We start from the raw sequence: 21875 nt of genomic DNA on the forward strand, positions 1-21875 counted from the left end.
CAGCGGGGACGCTCAGAAGGTCACCTTGCGCGGGGTGGGGTCCGTGCTCATCAGCTGATCCGCCGCCGCGACACCCGGGATGAGGCGTCCGAGCCGGCCGTGGACGTTGCTGCCCGAGGTCCAGACATCTCCGTTGCCATCCAGGACGGCGGAGAACTCCTCGCCCAACGCGGGGTAGCCGCCCGGGAAGTACGTCGGCACCGCGTGGGAGGCACTCACCTTGCCACCAGTCCCGAACTGGCCAAATTGATTATCGCCCCAGGCATACACCCCCGTGGACGTGATGGCGGCGCTGTGCGTCTTGCCGACCTCGAGCCTCGATACTCCGCTGAGGGTCACGCCGTTGGCGAGGTTCACCCGGCCCGGGTTCGTGGGAGAGCCAAGGTATCCCCAGGTATTGAACCCGCCGGCCCACACGGTGCCATCCGAGAGCAGGATCAGGCTGTGGGTGTAGCCCGCCACGACTTCCACGGCGGTCGTGCCCGTGGGCAGGGGGAGCTGCGCCGCCTTGTAGAGCGCCGTGACCGACGTGGGGGTGAAGAGCTTGCCACCCGCGTTGGAGCCCCAGCCCCACACGGTGCCATCCGAGCGGATCGCCAGACAGTGGTCCAGCCCCGCCGAAATGGACACCACGTCATTGAGATAGGACACCGAGCCGTCCGTCGTCTGCACCTTCACCTTCACGGGGCTCAGCTTCCGGTCATACCGATCGATCGTCCCATCCCCGAGCTGACCCGCGTTGTTGTAGCCCCAGGTCCACACCTGGCCGTCGGAGTCCAGCGCCATGGAGAAGGCACTGCCCGTGTGCGCCGAGATGGCCACCACGTTGCTCAGGTTCGGAACCTGCACCGGCACGAGGCTCTGCTGGTAGGTCCCCAGGCCGAGTTGACCCACGTTGTTGTAGCCGAAGGCCCAGACCTTCCCGTTGGTGTCGAGGGCCAGCGAGTGCGTCTCAGCCGCCGCGACACTCTTGAAGGTGACCGGCGCGCCCTGGGCATCCAACACCTGGAGCTGAATGGGCGAGGCGCGGTTGTAATTCGCGTCCCCCGTCGTGCCGTCGCCGAGCTGGCCGTAGCCGTCGTAGCCCCAGCCCCAGATGGAGCCGTTGCGCACCACCAGGACGTGGTAGCGCCCGGCGGCGATGGGATTGGCCGCGCTCGTCACGGCCTGACGCACCTGGGCCGGTGCGCGCTCGTCATCCGCGATGGCACCGCAGCCCGCCAACAGCGAGAGCGCGCTCAGGGCTCCCCACACCTTCATCGAAACACTGTCCTTGAACATGAAGCCTTTCCAGCGAGGGACGGTCTCCCTCGCACTTGCGGAATTCCGGCGGGCGCTTCATGCAATGGCTCGTCATTCGATGCTGTGAACCAACTCACAGGCCGGCGCGAAAAAAACTTCATGGGGGGAGCAGCCAGACGAACAGCGCTCCCAGCTTCACCGGCGGTTCATGTTCCCCCTCTCGCTCCCCGGCCTGCAGCACCCGTGAGTAATTCCTTCCATCAACGGTCAGTCCGGGCTACTAGTTATAACCCTACAACCCTGGAATCAATCCGTGGGTTGTCCTGGGAGACACGAATGCAGACTGGAAGATTCATCAGCGGTGCGTTGCTCGTGACGGGGTTGATGCTGGCTGGCTGCGGTGGCGTCCAGGGAGATGACTTCGTGGGAGAGGACCGCACCTCGCGCGAGGTTGAAGCGCAATACGTGTGTGGTGCTAACGATAACTTCGCGACCGAGTTCTACAGCGACGCGACGTTCACGACGCTCGTCGGTTACCGATCCTGTGATTGCTTCGGCTACTTCACCTATTGGGGCCGGATGACGGCGTACCCCATCGAACTCACTGCCCCCTGTGTTGGGAGTGGGCCTGAGCCCAGGTGACAGACTTCTAGCTGGAACCGCATGTGGGGCTCCCGCGTTCCTTGAGGGCGCCTCGCCGGTTGCTCGCGTCGAGCAACCGCAGCGTTCAGGCTGAGCGTGCTCATTAGCATCAGCATGTGCCGCCCATCCTATCGAAGGTGGACGCCTGTTAGCGGCTATTGAATCGTGACGGAGACCGCCGCGGAGGTGGTGACGTTCCCCGCCCCGTCGGTGGCCCTGGCCGTCAGCGTGTGCACGCCCTTGGTCGCCATCAGGATGCTCCAGCTCACGCTGTAGGGCGCCGTGGTGTCCGTGCCAATGACGGTGCTCCCATCGTAGAACACCACCTGGGTCACGCCTCTGGCGTCGCTCGCGGTGGCCTGAATGGTCTTGCTGATGGACAGTGCCGACAGCGTCGTCCCATTCGCCGGAGAGGTGATGGCCACTGCCGGGCCGGTGTTGTCCACGATGACGGTGCGGGACGCACTCTGGACGTTCCCGGCGGCGTCGTAGGCCTTGACGGTGAGCGTGTGGCTGCCATCGGGCACTCCCGTGGTGTCCCAGTTCAGCTCTTGAGCGGTCGAGGTATCCGTCCCCAGCAGCGTCAGCCCGTCATAGAACTCCACCTTCGCGACGTACCGGTTGTCGGTGGCGTTGGCCCTCACCATTACGGTTCCCTGGACGGACGCGGCCGTGGGCGCGCTGATGGACACTTGCGGAGCGATGTTGTCCACGAGCACCGAGAGCTCCGTGGAGGTCGCCGTGAGGCCACCGCCATCGTAGGCCTTCGCCGTGAGCGTGTGGATCTCCTCCGCCGCGCCCACGGTGTTCCAGCTCACGGAGTACGGCGCGCTGGTCGCGGTGCCGATCAGCGTCTGCCCGTCATAGAACTCGACCTTCGCGAGGGTCTGGTTGTCGGTGGCGCTGGCCGACACCTGGAGGGTCCCACGAACGTAGAAGGCGCTCGTGGGAGCGGTGAGCGTCACCTGCGGAGCGGTGTTGTCGACGATCACCGTGACCCCCACGGAGGTCCCCGTCATGCCCCCCACATCGTAGGCCTTCGCCGTGAGCGTGTGAGTGCCTCCAACCGCCCCCCAGGTATTCCAGCTCACGCTGTAGGGCGCGGACGTGTCCGTCCCCAACAGCGTCGCGCCATCGTAGAACGCGACCTTCGCGATGGCCTGGTTGTCGCTGGCGGTGGCCGTCACCTGGACGGTGCCCTGGACGTAGGTGGCCGTGGGCGAGGTGATGGAAACGGCCGGAGCGGTGTTGTCGACGAGCACCGGCACCCCCGCGGAGGTCCCCGTGAGGCCCACGCCATCGTAGGCCTTCGCCGTGAGCGTGTGAGCGCCGTCCGCCGTGCCCACCGTATTCCAGCTCACGCTGTAGGGGGCCGAGGTGTCCGTCCCCAACAGCGTCGCGCCATCGTAGAACTCGACCTTCGTCACGCCGATGTCGTCATCCGCCGTGGCCGTCACCGTCACCGTGCCGCGCAGCGTGGCATTGCTGGCCGGAGCGGTGAGCACCACCGTCGGGGGCGTCACGTCCGGCAGCGGCGGGCCCACCGCGAACACCAAGTCGTCATGATCGTCGTTGGCTCCGGTGCTGCACGCCGAGGGGCCGCTCCCGCCATACCGGAAGCTGGCTCGCACCGCCTGCAGACTTCCCATGGGCAGGACGTACTGCGCCGAGAGGACCTGCAGATCACGCGCGCTCGCCCGGAGCGTGGTCAGGTACGTCCATACGGGGGCGGAGGCATCGCTCGCGTAATAGAGGTCGAGCGCGTCGGAGGAGGTGCTGACGACCTCGACCCCGACGTCGATCCGGACGCGCTGGCCTTCCGCCAGGGGAACTCCGTTCACGCCGGAGACCCGGAGCCAGTGAATCTGCTCGTCCTGGGAATACGAGCTCCCCGTTCCATCGGCACAGCCATCGAGCGTGTTCGGCGCGTGGAGCTCGGGCGCATAGGAATAGCCGCCGCGGCCCTGCACGAGCGACTCGGAATCACAGACAGTGGAGGCCTGGGCGCATACGGGGACCTTCCGCGTGCCGTCGTACACGGCGGTGCCAGGCTGGGCCACGCTCACCGTGATCGCGGCGCTCGTGGTGGAGTTGCCCGCCGAGTCATGGGCCATCGCGGTGAGGGTATGGCTGCCGTTGCGCACCAGGTGGCTGTCCCAGGTCGCGACGTAGGGCGGTGAGGAGACACTCGCGACGTAGGAGCCATCGACGTAGAAGGCGACCATGCTCATGGAGCGATCGTCGCTCGCGCTCGCCTGGAGGGAGACCATCCCCGCCAGGGTCGCGCCCTGCGCCGGTGACGTGAGGGCCACCGCCGGAGGCGTGAAGTCATTGTCCACGATGAAGGAGCGCGTGGCCGAGACCCCCACGTTCCCGGCGGAGTCGTAGGCCTTGGCGACGAAAGTGTGCGAGCCATTCGTCACGGTCCGGCTGTTCCAGACATAGCCATACGACGGACCGTTGGGAGTCGACCCCAGGAGGCTTCCATCGAGGAAGTATTCCACCCTCGACATGAGGTAGTCGTCGGAGGCACTCGCCGACAGGATGACGGTCCCCGTGACGGTGACGCCCTCCGCGGGGGTGGTCACGGAAGCGGTGGGCGGGGTGACATCCTTGGACACCGTCACGGTCACTCCAGGCGAGGTCCCCACGTTGCCGTAGACATCATGGGCCTTGGCCGTGAGCGTGTGATCTCCATTCGCCACGGAGCTCGGATTCCACGAGATCGCGTAGGGCGAGGAGGTGCTGGTTCCGATCAAGGAGCCATCCACGTAGAGCTCGACACGGGAGACCTGCGAGTCATCGGTGGCGCTGGCCTGGACCGTCACGTTCCCACGCACCGTGGTGCCCGCCGAGGGAGAGGTGATCGCCACCGTGGGCGCGGAGGTATCGCGCACGACGGTCACGTTCACTGGCGGCGAGACCTCCACGTTGCCCGATGCGTCGTACGCGCGGGTGGTCAGGGCGTACGGACCGGTCGGCTCGGCGACGGTGTTCCAGCTCGCGCTGTAGGGAGACGAGTAATCCGTGCCGAGCAGGCGGGTGCCCGCGTAGAACTCGACCCGCATCACCTTGCTCGGGTTGCCGGCCGTGGCGGAGAGCGTCACCGTTCCCGCCACGGTCGCCCCTTCCGTGGGGCTGGTGAGGGTGGCGAGCAGCGAAGCGTGATCGTTGTTCACCGTCACCACCACGGGGCTCGAGGGGCCCGCGTTCCCGGCGGCATCCCGGGCCACGGCCGTCAGCGAGCGGCTGCCATTGGGGGTGTTCCAGCTGTTGAAGCTCACGCTGTAGGGCGGCGTGTCATCCGTCCCGAGCAGGGTCGTCCCCTCGTAGAACTCCACGCGCGCCACGTCGTAGTCATCGCTCGCGATGGCCGTCGCCGTGGCCATCCCCGTCAGCACCGCACCCGCGGCCGGAGAGGTGAGCTGCGCGGAGGGCGGCGTGGTGTCCGGCTCGTCGGCGAGCGTGAAGACCAGGTCATCGTGGTCATTCCCGCTGCCGGAGCTGCACTCGGAGGCGGTCGAGGTCGTGCGATAGTTCGCGCGCACGGCTTGCACGCTTCCAGAAGGCAACCGGTACTCCGCGGAGAGCGTTTGAGAGCCATACCCGCTCGGCTTGAGCGTGGCCACGAACGTCCATGACGGATGGGCCGCGTCACTCGTGTAGTACAGGTCTAGGGACTCCTGGGTCGGGCTGTAGGACCAGACGTCGGCGTCGATGCGGACCCGCTTTCCAGCGGCCAGCTTCGTCCCGTCCGGCCGCGACACGCGGATCCGATCAATGGACACCGTGGAGGAGTGGTAGTTGTACGCAGTGCCGTCGGTACACCCATCCAGGGTGTTGGGATTGTTCGTCTCGTAGGAGCCCATTCCATTCAGCAGCCTGCCCGAGTCGCAGTAGTCGGACGTCAGGGTACAGGCCGGGGCCTTCAGGGCCGCATCGTACGCCGCACCGCCCTGGTTGTTCAGGGTGAGGGTGACGGCGGCGCTCGTCGTCGAGTTGCCATGGGTATCGCTGGCCTGGGCCGTCAACGTGTGGCTGCCATTGGTCTCGACCGTCGAGTCCCACATTACGACGTAGGGAGCCGAGGTGCTGTTGCCGATCCACCTTCCATCGACATAGAAGCTCACGCTTCCCACTTGCCGATCATCGTTCGCGGAGGCTTCGACGGAGACCTGGCCGCTCACGGTCGCTCCGGCGGCCGGCGAGGTGAGGGCCACCGTCGGAGGCGTGTAGTCGTTGTCCACCACCACGTTCACCGGCCCCGACAGGGTGGAGTTGCCCGCCGCGTCATAGGCCTTCACGTAGATCGGCATGGTGCCGTTGGCGTAATTCCCGCGGGTGTTCCAGTGAGCGTCGTAGGGCGGCGTCGAGCTGCTGCCCATGAGGCTGTAGGAGGAGGGCGTGCTCGAACGGTGGTACTCGACACGCACGCTCCCGCCCCGGTCATCAGTGGCGCTGGCGCTCATGTGCACAGACCCGTTCACGACCTCGCCCTGCAAGGGCGTGAGGAGGGTCACCTGCGGCGGGACGAGATCGTTGTTGACGATGACGTCGACAGGCGCCGACGTGGTGTCGAGGCCCGCGGCATCGTAGGCCCGCGCCGTGAGCTGGTGCGCGCCATTGGGCTTTCCCTTCGTGGTCCACTGCACGGAGAAGGGAGGCCGGGTGGCACTGCCGACGAGGGCCGTGCCGTCGTACAGCTCGACACGCGCCACTCCGAAGTTGTCGTCCGCCGCCACCCCAACGGTGACGGTGCCTTCCACCAAGGCGCCCGCGGCGGGCGAGGTGATCGCCACCGTGGGAGGAACGTTGTCCGTCTCCTGGCCCACCGCGAAGACCAGATCATCGTGGTCGGAGAGCGTCCCCGTGTTGCACGCCTGGGCGCTCCCCTGGGTGCGGTACACCCCGCGGATGGCCTGCACGCCGCCCTGGGGCAGGAGGAAGGTGGTCGAGAGGACCCGGTCGCGAGAGCCGCCGGGATAGAGGGTCGTGAGGTACGTCCAGACCGGGTTGCTCGCGTTGGCCGCGGAGTAGAGATCCAGTTGTTCCGATCCATGGCTGGCGCGGACCGTCGCCTGGATCGTCACCTGCTTGCCCTCGGCGAGTGCGGTGCCATCGGCCCGGACGATGGCCAGCCGTTGCAGCGCGGGAGCGGGGAGGTCCGGCCGGTCCGTTCCATCCGCGCAGCTGCCTCCCAGGGTGTTCGGGGCATGAAGCTCGGGGCCGAGCGGTCCCCGCCCCTCGAGCAGCCACACCGAGTCACACCGGTTGCCCACGGCCGTGCACGCGGGCACCTGCCACTGCGCATCGAAAGTGGCGTTGCCCGTGTTCTGGACCGTCACGTCCACGGGAGCGCTCGGGGTCCAGCCGCAGCTGTCGTCGTACGCCCGGACGGTGACGGGATGGGAGCCGTTGCTGGCGGTGGTGGTGTCCCAGGTCACCTCGTAGGGCGGCGACGTGTCCGTGCCGAGCAGGTGCGTGCCGGCGTAGAACTCGACCTTCACGACGCCCACGTCGTCCGTGACGGTGGCGGTGAGGGTCACCGTGCCGCTCAGCGCCGCTCCGGCCGCGGGCGCGGTGAGGGCGGCCTGCGGTGGCTGGGTCACCTCCTGCACAGGGCAGGGCGTGTACAGCAGCCGGTTCGGCGCGCCCTCGGTGCCGGAGACCTTGTCCGGCGTCGCGCGGCTGAAGAGCCTGTTGGCGACCTCCTCGGGCGTGGCGCTGGGGTTGCCTTCCAGGTAGAGCGCGGCCGCGCCGGCCACATGGGCGGCGGCCATGGAGCTGCCACTGGCCAACTGGGTGCGGCCATAATAACCATAGGGACCCGTTTCACCCGGCCAGGCCGAGGTGATCTGCGAGCCCGGCGCGAAGAGATCCACACAGCTGCCGTAGTTCGCGTACGAGTACCGGCTGTCCGTGGAGCCGGTCGCGCTGACGGTGATCGCCGCCGGAAGCTTCGCGGGCGAGCGGTAGCACGCATCCGCGCCGAAGTTGAAGGGGCCGCCCTCGGTGTCGCCCGAGGCGACGACGTAGGGGATGCCCGCGTTGATGGAGCGGGTGATCGCGTCCTCCAGGGACTGCGTATCGGCCCAGGCCGTCAGGCTCATGTTGGCCACCGCCGGCTTCACGTGGTTGGCCGTCACCCACTCGATGCCCCGGATGGCGTCGGAGACGTAACCCGCGCCGTCGCAGCCGAGCACGCGCACCGCGTGCAGCTTCACCCCCTTGGCGACACCATAGGTCTTGCCTCCGATGATTCCCGCCACATGGGTGCCGTGGCCATTGCAGTCCGGGTTGCCCTGGTTCCAGCTGTAGCTGGCGACGTCATATTCGAAGCGGGCGCGGCCCTCGAACTCGGTATGGGGTGTCCAGATGCCCGTGTCGAGCACGTAGACATGCACCCCACTGCCCGTCCGGCTGTAGGAATAGCCCTGGTCCGCCGGCAGCTCCCTCTGGTCGATCCGATCCAGGTTCCACGGGGGGGACGCCTGCGTGCCGGCGGCCTTGATCAGGCCGTCCTCCTCGACGTAGCGCACGCGCGGATCCAGGCTCAGCCGCCGTGCGTCGGCCTCGGTCATCGTCGCGACGAACCCCGGCAGGGAGCGCGAGTACACGTGCCCCACCTTCGCCCGGTGGAGCGAGGCCAGCTCGGACGACACGGACGCCACGCCTCGAGCCGGCGCCTGGAGCGAGGCCTCGTCCTCGAGGACGACGATGTACCGCCCGGGGAAGGCCTTCTCGGTCTTCAACAACCGGGTGCCGGCGACGAATGCCTTGCCGCCCGGGCGGACGAACCGCGGGGACTCGGCGTCGGCCGTGCCAGACGAAGTGCCCGAGTCACAGGCCAGCAGCGTGAGGCTCACAGCCAGCAGGAGTGAAAAAATGCGCATAACCGTAATTGCACGACGGGCGTGAAGATGGATCGCGCAGGTATAGGGTGGCGCGCATGAGTGAAGCACCCTCGGCGCGTCCCCCCCGGACCCTTCCCCCCATCCCCGCGGTGCTCCTCGCCGTCGTGAGCGTGCAGGGCGGCGCCGCCTTCGCGAAGGAGCTGTTCCCGGTGCTCGGCTCCGCGGGCACCGCGGGTATGCGCATCGGGTTGTCCGCGCTCCTGCTGCTCGCGGTATTCCGTCCGCCGCTCGCCCGGCTCACGCGCGCGCAATGGGCCGCCGTCATCCCGTATGGGGTGGTGCTCGGCACGATGAACCTGAGCTTCTACAAGGCGCTCGAGCGCATCCCGCTCGGGCTGGCCGTCACGCTGGAGTTCGTGGGGCCCCTGGCGCTCGCGGTCTTCGGGTCGCGGCGCGCCTCGGACTTCCTGTGGGCGGTGCTCGCGGCGGCCGGCATCGCGCTGATCGCCCCGTGGCGCGGTGGGGCCAGCGCGATCGATCCGCTGGGGGTGCTGCTGGCGCTCTTCGCGGGTGCTTGCTGGGCGGCCTACATCGTGCTCGGCGGACGCGTGTCCCGGGTGTTCCCGGGAGGGCAGAGCGTCGCGACGGGAATGCTGTTCGGAGCCCTGGCGGTCCTGCCCTTCTCGTTCGCCGAGGGCCTCGCGTCCCGCCTGACGCCTCCGCTGTTCGTGGCCTCCCTGGCCGTCGCGCTCCTCTCCAGCGCGGTGCCGTACACGCTGGAGATGATGGCGCTGCGCGTGCTCTCGAGCCGCACCTTCGGCATCCTGATGAGTCTGGAGCCCGCGGTCGCGGCCCTCTCGGGCCTGCTGTTCCTGCATGAGCAGCTCGGCTGGACGCAGTGGCTCGCGCTGGTCTTCGTGAGCGCCGCGTCCGCGGGAGCCGCGCTCACCGCGCGCCGCGTGCCCGCGCCGGTGGAGGCCTGAGTTCCAAGGGCCCCTGGTCTACTGGGGGTGCTCCTGGGCCTGGCCCGGTACGTCCTGCTCCACCAGCGCGCCCTCGGACAGCCGCACGGTGTCACCCATGAAGTAGTAGCCCCACAGCCTGCCGCTCACGTGGACCTGCTGTCCCGTCTGGAGCTGATTCAGCCGGACATTGTGGAGGGGATCGAAGTTCACCTGCACCTTGAACTCCTGGCCCGGCTCGGGCCGGAGCACCAGCTCGCTGGCGAAGGCGTCGTAGGGATGGAGCTCCTCCACCGTGCCCTTCCAGGACACCCAGCGCCCCTCGTACTTCTCCCGCCACTCCTGCTTGCGCTGGGAAAGGGAGCGATCGGAGGCGTCGCGCATGTCCAGGAACACGTTCATCGCCGCGATGGGCTCGGTGGGCCGTTGGGCGAGGGGGGGCGGACGGGCGCTGTACTTCGGTGCATCCAGCTGGATGGCGTACACCTTCTCGTAGAGGGTCACGAGGATGCCCGTCGGAGCGCAGCACGTGAGGCCGACGACTCCCAGGCCCATCTTGAGGATGGACCGGCCGGCGAACCGGCGGGGGGGCTTCGCTGACGCCGCGCGGGATGCCCCCTGCCGGTTCAGGTCGCAGTACTCACAGAAGCTGGTGCCCTCAGCCAGGGGCGCATTGCAATGGGCGCACCGGTTCTTTTGCATCGGCATGAGGAGGCGACTCTACCACTCCCCGCGGCACTCCTGGCCCGGCGACTGAGCGGCCGGGCGACAACCCCCCTCGGCCCCGCGACGTGACGTAGAGTCGGCGCGAGCGAGGGAGCCGTGAATGGCGAGTGACACCTGGAAGATCCTGCTGCTGCGCCTGCGTCACCACCTGCCCAAGATGCTGGGCGTCGCGGTGCTGTCCACGGCCGTGGCGGCGGGGTGCTGGCTCGCTGGCGGGCTGGGGCTGCCGGTCCTGGAGCGCGCCCTCTACGACCGCGCGCTCACCACCTTCACCCGGAGCAAGGGCCAGTCGGCGGACATCGTCGTGGTGGCCATTGATCAATCGAGCCTCGACGGTGTGCGCGACAACCCCGCGTACGCGCGCGACTTTGGCCCCTATCCGTGGAACCGCGGCCTCTGGACCCGGGTGGTGGAGGAGTTGGCGAACCAAGGTGCCAAGGCCGTGCTGTTCGACGGGGTGATGATGGACGAGCCCTCCACCGACGAGAGCACGGACGCCGGTTTCGCCCAGGTGCTGAAGGACACGGGCCTGCCCGTGTACCTGGGCGTGGCCACCCATCCGCGAGCCGCGCCCCTCCCGAAGGTGGAGCCCGTCCATCCGCCCCCCGCACCGGACTTCGGGGAGGGGGCGGACGTGATGATGGCCATGGCCCGGGTGCTGGCCTTCCCGGTGAAGACGGACGGACGCGCGCTGCCAGTGCTGGAGTCCGAGCTCCTGCCGGGAGCACGCCAGCCCAACCACCTCGTTCCCCCCATCGCGCCGCTGCTCGCGGAGGCGGATGGCTTCGGACTGGTGGAGACCGAGCCGGATCCGGACGGAGTCCTGCGGCGCACCCGCTTCGCGTACACGGATGGCGCCAACGCCTATGTCACGCTTCCGGTGGCGGCGGCGGCGGACTTCTTCGGGGCAGGGGAGCTGGTGTTCTCCGGCCGCACCCTGCGGCTGGGCTCGCGCGAGCTGAAGGTGAACCCGGATGGCAGCGCGGAGCTCGACTTCGGCGGCCCGCTGCACGAGCGCTTTCCGATCGTCCCCGTCGTGGCGCTGCTGGACGCCTGGTCGCTGCGCCAGGAGGGCAAACCGCCCACGGGGGGACTGGGGATCGAGCCAGACCTGTTCCGCGGCCGGCTCGTGGTCATCGGCCCCACCGCGCTGGGGCTGGGGGAGACCCGCGTCACGCCGTTCGGGTCCTCGGCGCCAGGGCTGAGCAAGCAGCTCGCGGCGCTGGAGAACCTCCTCTCCGGCCGCTTCATCACCGAGGCGCCCTTCTGGGTGAGCCTGCTGTTCGCGCTCGGGCTGGCGGTGCTGTCCGCGGTGCTCCTGATGACGGTGCGCTCGCCCGCGCTGGAGCTGGCGTGGCTGCTGTTGCTCGTCGTCCCCCTCTCCTTCGGGGTGATGGGGGCGTCGCTGGCGCTGGGGAGGGTGCACGTGCTCGCGGCGCTCCCCGCGGCGGCGGGCCTGCTGGCCTGTCTGGGCGCCATGGCCTCCAACCACCTCTTCGCCAACCGAGAGGCCGCCTTCATCCGCCAGGCCTTCAGCCGCTACATGGAGCCCCGGCTCATCGAGCAGATGATCGAGGAGAACCAGCTCCCCAAACTGGATGGCGAGGAGCGCGAGCTCACCGCCTTCTTCAGCGACATCCGCGGCTTCTCCTCCTTCTCCGAGAGCTTCCAGCACAACCCCCGCGAGCTGGTCCGCGTGCTCAACCAGTACCTGACGCGGGTGAGCTCGGCGCTGCTCAACGAGGGCGGCTGTCTGGACAAGTACATCGGCGACGCGGTGGTGTGCCTCTTCGGGGCGCCCATCAACCACACGGATCACGCAGTGCGCGCCTGCCGGGGCGCCCTGGCGGCACAGGCGGAGGTGGCCAAGCTGCGCGCGGAGTTCCGCGCCAAGGGCATGCCGGACGTGTACACGCGCATCGGCCTCAACAGCGCCCGGCTCTTCGTGGGCAACTTCGGCAGCGAGCAGCTCTTCGACTACACGGCCATGGGCGACGGCATGAACCTGGCCTCGCGGCTGGAGGGCGCCAACAAGTCCTATGGCTCGCTGATCATGATCGGCCCGCGCACCTATGAGCTGGCGCGCGACCACATCGAGGTGCGGGAGCTGGACCGGGTGAGGGTGGCGGGCAAGGCGGAGGCGGTGACGGTGTACGAGCTGCTGGCGCTCAAGGGCGCGCTTCCGGCTCAGAAGCGTTGGACGGTCCAGCGCTACCACGAGGCGCTCGCGCTCTACCGGGAGCAGCGCTTCGCCGAGGCGGCCGGGGTGTTGAAGGCGCAGCTGTCCGAGGATCCAGAGGACGGCCCCACGGCCGTGCTGCTCGCGCGCTGCCAGAAGTACCAGGAGCACCCGCCCGCCCACTTCGACGGGGTGGTGAGCCTGGAGAAGTGAGCGCGAAGACAAGCTGAACGCCGGGGCATGATCCAGGGCCGCCTGGAGCGGGGGCGGCCAGCACCGCGGTTGCCCGCTCCGCAGCGCCATTGCGTTCACCCGACACCGGAGGACAGGACGACGGGGGCGGGATTCATTCCCATGGTCAACACACCATGAGAGCCCTCGCGTGGATCATCGGTGTGTTGGCGCTGGTGCTCGGCATGCCCGCCAGGGCCGATCCGGCGCCCTCCGCCTGGGGGGTGAGCGCCATGGAGAAGGTGCGGCCCCAGACGGCGCCGGGCCTCGGCTCGCACGTGCAGCTGTTCGCCGCGCGCAACGAGTTCGTCTCCTTCCAGGTGGGACTGCACGGAGGGGACTCGGGGTGGAGCGGGGTGAGCGCGCGCCTCCCGGTGTTGGAGGGGCCCGGCCGCATCGAGGGCGGCGACCTTGTGCTCTACCGGGAGACGCTGCTGCCCATCACCCACCCGTCCATGTCGTACCTGAAAGCGGGGGAGTGGCCGGACGGACTGGTGCCCGACACCGACGAGACGGTGGGCGAGCAGCGCCAGGCCTTCCCCATGGACGTGCCCGCTCACCAGTCGCGCGCCCTCTGGGTGGACGTGCACGTGCCCATGGACGCGCCCCCGGGCGACTACCACGGCTCGGTCGAGGTGGTGGGCAGCGGGTACCTCGCGCGCGTGGAGGTGTCCCTCACCGTGGTGGACTGGGTGATGCCGAGCACCTCGTCGTTGCGGACGAACTTCTCCGTCTGGACTCCCAGCCTGTGCAAGGCCTTCACCGGCCAGCGGGAGTGCTCTCGGGAGGAGCAGCTGCGGTTGTCGTCCGCCTTCGTGAAGCTCGGGCTCGAGCACCGCATCACGCTCACCAGCCGGTTCGATCCCCAGGACCGTCCGGACTGGGCCACCTTCGACACCTGGTGGGGCCCGTATGTCGAGGGCACCGCGCCCCTGCGCCTGCCCGGTGCGCGGATGACCTGCGTGGAGTACTCGGGCGCCTTCACTCCCGAGCAGCTCGCGGACTTCGGAGCCCAGGCGGGAGCACGCGGCTGGCTGCCTCGCGCCTTCAACGTCCCGGGCGACGAGCCCCCCTGGTTCAGCACGTTCGACGAGGTGCGCGCCCGCGCCACGCTGTCACGGCAGATGGCGCCGCAGTTGCGCACCATGCTCACCATCTCCTCCCTTCAGGAGCTGGAGCGCCAGGGGTTGAGTGAGCTCATCGACATCGCCGCGGTGATGATCAACCAGCTCTACTCCATGCCGGAGCAACCCGCGGGAGCCGGGGCGGGCTCGCGCTACGCATCGTTCCTCACCAGCCGGCCGGAACGGGAGCTGTGGCTCTACCAGAGCTGTGGGACCCATGGCTGCGGAGGCGTCTCGCCGGGCCCGGGTTGGCCCTCGTACATGGTGGACCGTCCGGCCTCGAGAGCACGCGCCATGGAGTGGATCTCCTTCCAGGTGGGCGCGACGGGAGAGCTCTACTACGAGGTGGCGCAGCGGCTTTCCACGGCGTGGACGGACCAGTATGTCTACGGCGGCAATGGGGATGGGACGCTCTTCTATCCGGGAACGGTCTCCGCCATCGGGGGGAGCACCGGCGTGCCACTGCCCTCCCTGCGGCTCAAGCACATCCGCCTGGGGATGCAGGACTATGAGTGGTTGAAGGTGGTGGGCGACACCGGGGATGCCGCGTTCGCGCGAGCGGTGGCGCGAGAGCTCATCCCCACGCCCTGGGAAGTTCCCAACGACGGCGAGCGCTTCGAGCGGGCCCGCGTGCTCCTCATCCAGCGCTACCTCACGCTCATCGGTGCCCCGGTTCCCGAGTCCGTGACGGCGTACCTCCGCGAGCACCCCGGCCCTCCACCCCCGCGTGACGTGATCATGCCGGTGCGCCAGGCGCAGTGAGGGGCGCGTGCGGATGGCGGTTGCCCGGAACGGCCCCATGGGAAGATAAAGCGGGGATGACCCTTCCTCTCTCGTCCCCTGGACGGACCTCCCGCTCTGCTTTCTGGCTGCCTTCCCTGCTGCTCGGTGTCACGCTCGCCACCTGGGTGGTGGGCTGTGACAACGAGGCGCGCCCCAGTGCCACCCCCATCTCCCAGGCGCGAGCGGGAGCCACGGGCAGCTCGGTGACCGTCGAGGGCGCCGTGTCGGTGGCGCCCGGAACCTTCGTCTCGGCCCTGGGTGACGAGGGCTTCTCCCTCCAGGATGACTCCGGCGGCATCTACGTGAAGATCACCCAGAAGCTGGACTTCGGCCTGGGGGCCCGGGTGCGTGTCACGGGGACGCTGGACGAGCAGAACAAGCTGCGCATCCTGAAGGCCGAGCCCGCCAACGTGCAGACGCTCCAGGGCACCCCGCAGCTGGTGCAGCCCGTCACCGTGCGTACGGGCGAGGTCAACGAGTCCAGGGAGGGCCAGCTGGTGCAGGTGACCGGCAACGTGACCCAGACCTTCCAGGATGACTCGCCCTACGGCTACAAGCTCTACGTCAACGATGGCTCGGGCGAGGTGCAGATCTTCGTCCACGTGTCGGCGGGGCTCGACAAGGCCTCGCTGCAGGCGCTGACCGCGGGCCAGCGCATCACGGTGGTGGGCCTGGCGGCGCAGTACGAGACCACCTACGAGGTGGCGCCGAGACAGCCCTCGGACCTGACGGTGAACTGACTATTTCGCGGACCCCGACTCGGACCTTCACACCGCCACCACCCGGCGGCGCGTGCCTGGAGCCACTCCAGGACACGCGCCAGCGCGGCCTCGTCCCCCAGCAGCCATTCGTGGCCCCGTCCCAGCACCTCGAGCACTTCCAGGCTCAGGCCCGCCGCGGGCCAGGTGCGCGAGGCCTCGCGCCACAGCGGAGCACTTCCATCCCCGGCACCCACCACGGCCAGCAGCGGCACCCGGGCCCGCGCCTCTCCGGCGGGAGGGAGCTGCTCGCTGCCCTGGGAGAGCCGGGGCGCACCGGCCAGCAACACGAGCCCGCCAAAGGCCCCGGGCCGCGCCGCCCAGAGCTCGAGCGCCATCTGCGCCCCCGCACTGAAACCCAGCAGCACCGGCTGGCGTGCGTCCACTCCCGGCAGCCGGGCCACGTCCGGCAGCGTCCCGAGCATCAGCCGGTTGGCTTCCTGCCCTCGCCACCCCGAGAAGTCCTTGTCCGTGACCACCAGCAGCGCCCACCCCCGCTCGGCGAAAGCGGGGGCGAGGGGCTCGACGAGGGCATTCGCGGAACCCCCCGAGGGGTGCATCCAGACCAGCAACCGGAGGGGATGCTCCCCGGTGGCGGTGTCCGGCAGGTGCAGCCGCCAGGGCAGCCCGGACTCGGGAGCCCCCGTACGCACGTCCCGCTTTTCTCCGGCCGCGGGCGGGAGCGAGCCGCTGGCGCAGGCGGCCAGCAGCCCTCCGAGGAGCATGCCGCTCCAGCGCACCGCGCTCATGGGCACATCTGCAAGCCGAGCCGGCCACCGCCCACGCGCGCGAGCGTGTCGTAGTACGCGAAGGGGCTGCGGTTCGTGTAGCAGGCGTAGTGCCGGTAGTTGTAGGGCTCCATGTGCACGTGGGGCGCCGTCGAGCAGCTCCCGTCGTAGTTCCACGAGGCCGTGGCGAAGGAGAAGGCCTTCGGAATCACCGCCCCGTTGTTCACGTTGATGTTGTCCACGTGCGCGTACTTCACCCAGCCGATGGGCGTCCACGTGCCCAGGTGGTAGGCCTGCACCTCGACCTGCACCACGTAGCCACCCGAAGCCGGGTTGCCGTTGGCGCAGGCGGGGACTCGCGCGTTGGCTCCCCCCGAGAGGATCACCCCGCGGATGTCCGTGGCCGGGCTGATGGGCTGCACGTCGAACCAGACCTTCTGGCCTCCCGTCGACATGCCCTGGATCGCCACGTCGAAGGACGTGTCCCCGCCATACACGACGTGGTGGTAGGGCGCGGGCGAGGTGACGACCCCCGTGTAGTCGAACGGGCTGACGACGTTCGCCTCCAGGTGGTACGGGTTCGTGCCATCCGCCAGCGCGCCGTCCGCTCCCAACAGCGTGGCCACCGTGACGAGCATCGCTGCGTTGGATCTCCAGGCCATCTTCATGGGCTCTCTCCTGAGCAGGGGGGCGGGACTGATTTTCTCAGTTAGCCAGAAGCTGAAAGAGGATTTCAAGCATTTGCTGGTTTGGCATGTTTTTCCAGTTGGGCGGGCAACCCTCTTCCCTGGCTCGGTACTGCTTTCCCGAGGGGACTTCGCGTCCGCGCCCGGTCTCACCCCACGGTGCAAGCCGAGCTTCCGGTAGTGCGCAGCTCCCGCCCGGGTACACCGGGTGCACTGCGTGCGCGGACCTTCAGTTCGCGCGAGGTGGGCATGGCACGGCAGTACAGGGCAGGAGGACGGTTCGTCGTGGCGCTGGCCGCGGTGGTGGCGCTGACTCATTGCGGCAACAGCGGGGAAGGGGAGGCGTGGCCGGAGCGCGCCTCCAGCGCGGTGGTGGAGCGCGGTGACTGCCCGGACGGCGTCCCCCTCACGCCCATCGCGGCCATCCAGGGCTCCGGCGCCTCCAGCCCCCTCGCCGGACGCACCGTCACCACCGAGGGCGTCGTCATCGGGGACTTCCAGCCCCCAGAGCTGCAGAGCGGCTTCTTCCTCCAGGATGAACAGGGCGACGGCAACCCCGCCACGAGCGAGGGCCTCTTCGTCTTCATCCCCAGGAGCAACGTGCTGTCGGGCATCGATGTGAAGCCGGGCGACCGCGTCCGCGTGAGCGGCAGGGTCACGGAGTTCCGCACCGGCGCTGGCACCCTCACCGAGCTCGACACCGTCACCGCGCTCGGCATCTGCTCCGGTGGCGCCGGGCTCGCGCCCACCTCCGTGGCGCTGCCGGTGCGCACCGTGACGGACCTCGAGGCGTACGAGGGCATGCTCGTCACCTTCACCCAGGAGCTCACCGTCACGGAGACGTTCGGCCTCGGGCGCTTCGGCGAGCTGCTCCTCTCCAGCGGGGGGCGCCTCTTCAACCCCACCAACGGCCAGGGCGGCACCCCCGAGGAGAACGCCCGGCGGCGCATCCTCCTGGACGATGGCAACTCGCGGCAGAACCCCGCTCCCATTCCCTTCCTGTCCTCGCCGGGCCCGGATGGCACCCGCCGCGTGGGGGACACGGTGCGCGGCCTCATGGGCGTGCTCTCCTACGGCTTCGGTGAGTACCGCCTGTTCCCCACCGTCGAGCCGGCCTTCGTCGACGCCAACCCGCGCACCGCCGCGCCCGAGCCGATCGCCGGTGGCCTGAAGGTCGCGAGCTTCAACGTCCTCAACTACTTCACGACGCTCGGCTCGCGGGGCGCCAACTCGGCCCTGGAGTTCGCACGCCAGAAGGCCAAGGTCGTCGCCGCGCTCGAGGCCCTCGACGCGGACATCGTCGGCCTCATCGAGGTGGAGAACAACGGCATGGCCGCGCTCCAGGATCTGGTGGATGCGCTCAACGCCGCCTCCGGCTCACCCGTGTACGCCGCGGTGCCCCCGCCCGTGACCGGCACCGGGAGCGATGCTATCCAGGTCGCCTTCATCTACAAGCCGCGGTCGGTCCGCCTCGCCGGTCCGTCCCTCGGCTTCCCGGCCCCCGTCTTCGACCGCTATCCGCTCGCGCAGACCTTCCACGTGGACCGCGGGGACGGCCAGGAGGGCTCGGACTTCACCGTGGTCATCAACCACTTCAAGTCCAAGGGCTCCTGTCCCACCAGCGGGGACGTGGACCTCGGCCAGGGGTGTTGGAATCTCAAGCGCACCGAGCAGGCGCGCCTGCTGCTCCAGTTCATCGGCGAGCTGCAGGGGCGCTCGAATGACGCGGATGTGCTCGTCATCGGCGACCTGAACGCCTACGGCGAGGAGGACCCGGTGCGGACCCTCGTGGCCGGAGGGCTGGAGCACCTGAGCCTGAGGATTCCGGCTCCGACGCGGTACAGCTTCGTCTTCGAGGGGCAGTCGGGGGAGCTCGACCACGCGCTGGCCACGCCAAGCCTCGCCGCCCAGGTGCGCGGCATCACCGTCTGGCACATCAACGCGGACGAGCCCCCGGTGCTCGACTACAACACCGAGTTCAAGACCGATGACCGCTACGCGCCCACGCCGTTCCGCTCGAGCGACCATGATCCGGTCCTCATCGGGCTCGACCTGGATGCCGTCTGCCAGGTGGATCCGGGAGTGCCCACGCTGGAGCTCCTCGGCGGCCGCGAGCTGACGCTGGAGTGCGGCGTGGACCCCTGGCTGGAGCCCGGCGCGAGGGCAACGGACGCCTGTGGCCCGCTGGAGGTGCACACGTACAACTCGGGCCATGACGCGTACGGGCCGGGCCCGAACCCGCGCGCCGAGGGCTCCTACGGGGTGCAGTACATCGCCTGGACGCCGGCGGGGCGCACCGTGGACGTGGTGCGCTCGGTGCGCGTGGCGGACCGGACGCCTCCCATGCTGAAGCTCGTGGGAGACGCCCGGATGACGCACACGTGCGGCAGCGGGTGGGTGGACCCCGGCGTGGTGGCGTGGGACGCGTGTTACGGGAACATCGCGCCCACGGTGGTGACGACGGGGTACGTGAATGGCTGGGCGCCGGGCGTGTACACCGTGCGCTACGACGTGAGGGACAGCGCGGGCAACCCCGCGCCGCCGGTGATGCGCACCGTGGAAGTCGTCGACTGTCCCTGGTGACGCATCGGACCTGGCCTCAGGGAACCCGGGTGACGCGGCCCAGCGCGGGCGGCGTCAACGGGTTGTTGGCGCGCGTGTACGCATCCAGTGCGTCGAGGTCGATCACGCCCGTGAGCGGATCCTTGCCCTCGGTCAGCACCACGAGGCCATCACCTCCGGCCGCCAGGAAGTTGTTCACCGTGACCCGGTAGTTCGCCGCCGGATCGATGGGCGTGCCGTCGAGGGTGATGGAGGCCGGGTCCACCTTGTCTCCCGCGGGCCCCGACGCCTTCCACGTGTAGGCGAAGCCCTGGGAGACCTGGAGGATGAGGGTGCCGGTCGGCAGGAACTGCTGCTCCAGCAGGGTCTCGATCTGCGCGCCGGTGAGCGTCAGCGTCACCAGGTTGTTGGCGAAGGGCTGGACCGAGAAGACCTCGCCGAAGGTGATGTCCCCGGCGTTGACGTCCGCGCGGACGCCGCCCGGGTTCTGCATGGCGATGACGGCCCCGCCAGTCTCGGGAGTGCGCGTGGCCGCGAGCATCGCGTCCGCCACGACGTTGCCGAGCGTGGACTCGCCCGTGGCGCCCGCCGGGAGCGGCCGCACGGGGGCCTTCAGCTCAACCGGGGTGTTGCCGATGATCCTGTCCCGCAGGGGCGCGGCCTTGGCGACGACCTCCTTCACGAACGTGTCCACGGCGGTGTCGCTCCCGCTGTCCCGCGTGACGAGGACGTTGCGCGCCGCCGTCTCCACCACGTCGTGCGAGACCGGATCCAGCACCAGGTCGATGTCCGTGATGAGCCGCCCGTAGCTGGCCGCGCTCGTCACCCGCTTGCCGTCGATGATGCAGTTGTACGCCTGGTGCGTGTGGCCGGAGGCGACCACGTCCACCTCGTCATCCAGACGCTCGACGATGTCCTTGATGGGGCCGGAGATGCCGGGGCACGCATCATAGGAGCCCGTGGGCACGCCACCCTCGTGGATGACCACCACGATGGCCTCCACGCCCTGCTGCTTCAGCTCCGGCACGAGGGCGTTGACCGTGTCCGCCTCGTCCTGGAAGGTGAGTCCCGCCACGCCCGTCGGCGTGACGATGAGCGGCGTTCCCTCCAGCGTCATGCCGATGAAGGCGACCTTCGCCCCCTGGAACTCGCGGATGCTGTAGGCCGGCAGCAGCGTCTTCCGGGCGGCCACGTCGGTGAACACGTTGGCCGAGAGGAACTGGAACTTCGCGCCCTCGAAGGGCGTGCCGTCCTGGCACCCATCCACCGGGTGGCAGCCGCCGTTCTGCATGCGCAGCAGCTCGGTGGCGCCCTCGTCGAACTCGTGGTTGCCCACCGAGTTGATGCCCAACCCCATCATGTTCATCACTTCGATGGTGGGCTCGTCGTGGAAGATGCCGGAGACGAGCGGCGAGGCGCCGATCAGATCTCCCGCGGAGACGACCACCGTGTGCTCGGGGTTCTCCTCCCGCAGCTTCTGGAGGTGGTGGGCCAGGAAGGCCGCGCCGCCCACGTTCACGTTCACCGTGCCCCCATCACTGGCGGGGACCGCGATACGGCCGTTGCTGCCCGTGGGCTCCTCCAGGTTGCCGTGGAAGTCGTTGAAGGCCAGCACCTGGACGTGGATGGGCTCGGGCGTGGGCGGCGGAGGGGGATCGTCGCAGCCGGGATGGACGAGCAGCAGGGCGCCCGTGGCGATGACGCCGAGGACCGTGAAGGGACGGAGGCGCCGCCACGCGTTCGGAGCAGGGGAGTGGGTGTCGTTCATGGTGTGGGGGGTACTGCGGGGGGGAATCGATCAGGGATTGGCGGCTTTGCGGCGCCGGGCCCGCCAGGTGTCGCGATCCTGGCCCCAGAGCTCCACCACCGCGGTGTCGTAGGGCGGCGGCAGCTTCCCGGGGCCCAACAGGCGCGAGCCCAGACGCTGGGCCAACTGTTGGGAGGCCGTGTTCTCGGGAGCGATGGAGTGGATGAGCTCGGTCCAGCCGAGGTGATCAAAGGCCCAGTCCATGGTCGCCGAGGCCGCCTCGAGGGCGTAGCCGCGTCCCCAACAGTCGCGCAGCAGGGCCCAGCCGACCTCCGGACCCGGCCAGCCCTCGGGCTTCCAGGGACCGACGCGCCCCACCCAGCGGCCCGTCGCCTTCTCGATGACGGAGAACATGGAGAAGCCCTGCAGCGCCCACGAGCCCGCCATGGCGCTCATGGCCCGCCACGCCGCCGAGCGCGGCTGCACGCCGCCGATGAAGCGCGCGGACTCCGGGTCTCCAATCAGGGTCGCGAAGCCATCCAGGTCCTCCAGGGCCGTGGGGCGCAGCAGGAGTCGAGCGGTTTCGAGGGTCGGTCCAGGAGCAATCACCTTCGGTCTCCGGGTGGGAAGGGGTCGGCGTCTTACCACGCT

At 69.1% G+C, this 21875-nt stretch carries 13 protein-coding genes; 6 read left to right on the forward strand and 7 right to left on the reverse strand.

The window, feature by feature from the left end; all coding sequences use genetic code 11:
• Nucleotides 1-12: 12 nt before the first annotated feature.
• On the reverse strand, nucleotides 13-1281 hold the full coding sequence (locus tag NR798_RS23735) for an RCC1 domain-containing protein (protein WP_375764750.1): 1269 nt from the start codon (nucleotides 1279-1281) through the stop codon (nucleotides 13-15).
• 297 nt (nucleotides 1282-1578) lie between these two features.
• On the opposite strand from NR798_RS23735, the gene NR798_RS23740 reads away from it, so the two are divergent.
• Nucleotides 1579-1884, forward strand: coding sequence for a DUF6289 family protein (locus NR798_RS23740; protein WP_375764751.1), 306 nt, complete (start codon nucleotides 1579-1581; stop codon nucleotides 1882-1884).
• 155 nt (nucleotides 1885-2039) lie between these two features.
• Here the strand turns inward: NR798_RS23740 and NR798_RS23745 are convergent, their stop codons facing one another.
• Complete coding sequence (locus NR798_RS23745; RefSeq protein ID WP_375764752.1) at nucleotides 2040-8777, reverse strand: Ig-like domain-containing protein; 6738 nt, start codon at nucleotides 8775-8777, stop codon at nucleotides 2040-2042.
• Between the two features lie 56 nt (nucleotides 8778-8833).
• Here NR798_RS23745 and NR798_RS23750 point away from each other — a divergent pair, with 56 nt between their 5' ends.
• Complete coding sequence (locus NR798_RS23750) at nucleotides 8834-9721, forward strand: DMT family transporter (protein WP_375764753.1); 888 nt, start codon at nucleotides 8834-8836, stop codon at nucleotides 9719-9721.
• Between the two features lie 18 nt (nucleotides 9722-9739).
• On the opposite strand, the gene NR798_RS23755 is transcribed toward NR798_RS23750, so the two are convergent.
• Nucleotides 9740-10408: a hypothetical protein gene (locus NR798_RS23755; RefSeq protein ID WP_375764754.1), complete on the reverse strand. Its 669-nt coding sequence runs from the start codon at nucleotides 10406-10408 to the stop codon at nucleotides 9740-9742.
• 118 nt (nucleotides 10409-10526) lie between these two features.
• On the opposite strand from NR798_RS23755, the gene NR798_RS23760 reads away from it, so the two are divergent.
• The 3 genes from NR798_RS23760 (at nucleotide 10527) to NR798_RS23770 (ending at nucleotide 15483) form a co-directional block, all read left to right on the forward strand.
• The gene (locus NR798_RS23760) at nucleotides 10527-12818 is read left to right on the forward strand and encodes a CHASE2 domain-containing protein (protein WP_375764755.1); all 2292 of its coding nucleotides are present in this window, start codon (nucleotides 10527-10529) and stop codon (nucleotides 12816-12818) included.
• Between the two features lie 155 nt (nucleotides 12819-12973).
• Nucleotides 12974-14722 (forward strand): glycoside hydrolase domain-containing protein, encoded by a 1749-nt coding sequence (locus NR798_RS23765; RefSeq protein ID WP_375764756.1) that lies wholly within the window; start codon nucleotides 12974-12976, stop codon nucleotides 14720-14722.
• A 56-nt stretch (nucleotides 14723-14778) separates the two neighbouring features.
• Complete coding sequence (locus NR798_RS23770; RefSeq protein ID WP_375764757.1) at nucleotides 14779-15483, forward strand: DNA-binding protein; 705 nt, start codon at nucleotides 14779-14781, stop codon at nucleotides 15481-15483.
• Here NR798_RS23770 and NR798_RS23775 read toward each other — a convergent pair.
• Entirely contained in the window at nucleotides 15438-16250 is an 813-nt protein-coding gene (locus NR798_RS23775) for an alpha/beta hydrolase (protein ID WP_375764758.1), read from the reverse strand. The two genes, NR798_RS23770 and NR798_RS23775, sit on opposite strands and share 46 nt — an antisense overlap.
• Nucleotides 16247-16897: a hypothetical protein gene (locus tag NR798_RS23780; protein ID WP_375764759.1), complete on the reverse strand. Its 651-nt coding sequence runs from the start codon at nucleotides 16895-16897 to the stop codon at nucleotides 16247-16249. Before NR798_RS23780 ends, NR798_RS23775 begins: the two co-directional genes overlap by 4 nt.
• 267 nt (nucleotides 16898-17164) lie before the next feature.
• Here NR798_RS23780 and NR798_RS23785 point away from each other — a divergent pair, with 267 nt between their 5' ends.
• Entirely contained in the window at nucleotides 17165-19498 is a 2334-nt protein-coding gene (locus NR798_RS23785) for an ExeM/NucH family extracellular endonuclease (protein ID WP_375764760.1), read from the forward strand.
• A 16-nt stretch (nucleotides 19499-19514) separates the two neighbouring features.
• On the opposite strand, the gene NR798_RS23790 is transcribed toward NR798_RS23785, so the two are convergent.
• Both NR798_RS23790 and NR798_RS23795 read right to left on the reverse strand, forming a co-directional pair.
• Complete coding sequence (locus NR798_RS23790) at nucleotides 19515-21245, reverse strand: bifunctional metallophosphatase/5'-nucleotidase (protein WP_375764761.1); 1731 nt, start codon at nucleotides 21243-21245, stop codon at nucleotides 19515-19517.
• Nucleotides 21246-21275: 30 nt separating this feature from the next.
• Complete coding sequence (locus tag NR798_RS23795) at nucleotides 21276-21833, reverse strand: GNAT family N-acetyltransferase (RefSeq protein ID WP_375764762.1); 558 nt, start codon at nucleotides 21831-21833, stop codon at nucleotides 21276-21278.
• Between the last annotated feature and the right edge of the window lie 42 nt (nucleotides 21834-21875).

Source organism: Archangium gephyra, assembly GCF_042230915.1.
GTDB lineage: Bacteria > Myxococcota > Myxococcia > Myxococcales > Myxococcaceae > Archangium > Archangium gephyra_B.